This is a genomic window from Agromyces zhanjiangensis, assembly GCF_040496055.1.
Classification (GTDB): Bacteria; Actinomycetota; Actinomycetes; order Actinomycetales; family Microbacteriaceae; genus Agromyces; species Agromyces zhanjiangensis.
Genome location: NZ_JBEPKB010000015.1, coordinates 1 through 2,239, shown reverse-complemented (window position 1 = coordinate 2,239; position 2,239 = coordinate 1). Strand labels below are relative to the sequence as shown.

2 rRNA genes are annotated in these 2,239 nt (G+C 56.6%); both read left to right on the top strand.

The features are described from left to right. Positions 1–152: 152 nt before the first annotated feature. Positions 153–1,682, top strand: a 16S ribosomal RNA gene (locus ABME02_RS18390). A gap of 458 nt (positions 1,683–2,140) precedes the next feature. Next, positions 2,141–2,239 (top strand): 23S ribosomal RNA (locus ABME02_RS18385); the annotation flags it as partial.

Genomic DNA, 2,239 nt, shown 5'->3' with positions numbered 1-2,239 from the left:
CGGGTGCGTCCGTTCCTTGAGAACTCAACAGCGTGCACTATGTTCAATGCCATTTTTTTGAACCCCGTCCTGCTTCGGCAGGTGGGATATTTCTTTGGTTGATGATGGACAGTCAGTTTGATTGTTCCTGATCTCGCCATGGATTGGATTCTTTTTTGGAGAGTTTGATCCTGGCTCAGGACGAACGCTGGCGGCGTGCTTAACACATGCAAGTCGAACGATGAAGCCCAGCTTGCTGGGTGGATTAGTGGCGAACGGGTGAGTAACACGTGAGTAACCTGCCCTGGACTCTGGGATAACCCCGAGAAATCGGAGCTAATACCGGATAGGACCTTCTCCTGCATGGGGGTTGGTGGAAAGTTTTTTCGGTCTGGGATGGACTCGCGGCCTATCAGCTTGTTGGTGAGGTAATGGCTCACCAAGGCGTCGACGGGTAGCCGGCCTGAGAGGGTGACCGGCCACACTGGGACTGAGACACGGCCCAGACTCCTACGGGAGGCAGCAGTGGGGAATATTGCACAATGGGCGCAAGCCTGATGCAGCAACGCCGCGTGCGGGATGACGGCCTTCGGGTTGTAAACCGCTTTTAGTAAGGAAGAAGGGGAGCTTGCTCCTTGACGGTACTTGCAGAAAAAGGACCGGCTAACTACGTGCCAGCAGCCGCGGTAATACGTAGGGTCCGAGCGTTGTCCGGAATTATTGGGCGTAAAGAGCTCGTAGGCGGTTTGTCGCGTCTGCCGTGAAATCCTCAGGCTCAACCTGAGGCGTGCGGTGGGTACGGGCAGACTTGAGTGGTGTAGGGGAGACTGGAATTCCTGGTGTAGCGGTGGAATGCGCAGATATCAGGAGGAACACCGATGGCGAAGGCAGGTCTCTGGGCACTTACTGACGCTGAGGAGCGAAAGCGTGGGGAGCGAACAGGATTAGATACCCTGGTAGTCCACGCCGTAAACGTTGGGCGCTAGATGTGGGGACCTTTCCACGGTTTCCGTGTCGTAGCTAACGCATTAAGCGCCCCGCCTGGGGAGTACGGCCGCAAGGCTAAAACTCAAAGGAATTGACGGGGGCCCGCACAAGCGGCGGAGCATGCGGATTAATTCGATGCAACGCGAAGAACCTTACCAAGGCTTGACATGACCGAGAACACCCTGGAAACAGGGGACTCTTTGGACACTCGGTTACAGGTGGTGCATGGTTGTCGTCAGCTCGTGTCGTGAGATGTTGGGTTAAGTCCCGCAACGAGCGCAACCCTCGTCGCATGTTGCCAGCACGTTATGGTGGGGACTCATGTGAGACTGCCGGGGTCAACTCGGAGGAAGGTGGGGATGACGTCAAATCATCATGCCCCTTATGTCTTGGGCTTCACGCATGCTACAATGGCCGGTACAAAGGGCTGCGATGTCGTAAGGCGGAGCGAATCCCAAAAAGCCGGTCTCAGTTCGGATTGAGGTCTGCAACTCGACCTCATGAAGTCGGAGTCGCTAGTAATCGCAGATCAGCAACGCTGCGGTGAATACGTTCCCGGGCCTTGTACACACCGCCCGTCAAGTCATGAAAGTCGGTAACACCCGAAGCCGGTGGCCTAACCCTTGTGGAGGGAGCCGTCGAAGGTGGGATCGGTGATTAGGACTAAGTCGTAACAAGGTAGCCGTACCGGAAGGTGCGGCTGGATCACCTCCTTTCTAAGGAGCAACTCGCACCCTTTCGGGGGTGTGCAGTGCATGCCGGTTCCAGGGCGAACGTCCCTGGTCGGTGAGCTCATGGGTGGAACATTGACATAGGCATCGCTCGCAAGGGTTCTGGGTCTAGTACGCCGCTTCGGTGGTTGGAACGGTTCGGGGTCGGCGGGGGTGGTGCGTGCACGCTGTTGGGTCCTGAGGGACCGGACATGGCCTGGGTGCCTCTTCGGGGGTGCGGGTCGGGGTTTGGTTCCCCGTCAGGTCTTCATCGTCGCCGGCGGTTGCTGGTTGGGGGTGGGGGCTCTGGTCGTCTGTTGAGAACTACATAGTGGACGCGAGCATCTTAGATTGACCCTTCGGGGTCGATCACAAGATTTGTTCTGCATCCTCCTTCGGGGGGGTGCTGACTTATCATTGGTCACCATCATCCTTCGGGGTGGTGGTTTCTATAACTCATGTGATTTCAAGTTTCTAAGAGCAAACGGTGGATGCCTTGGCATCTGGAGCCGAAGAAGGACGTCGTAATCTGCGATAAGCCTCGGGGAGCTGATAAACGAGCT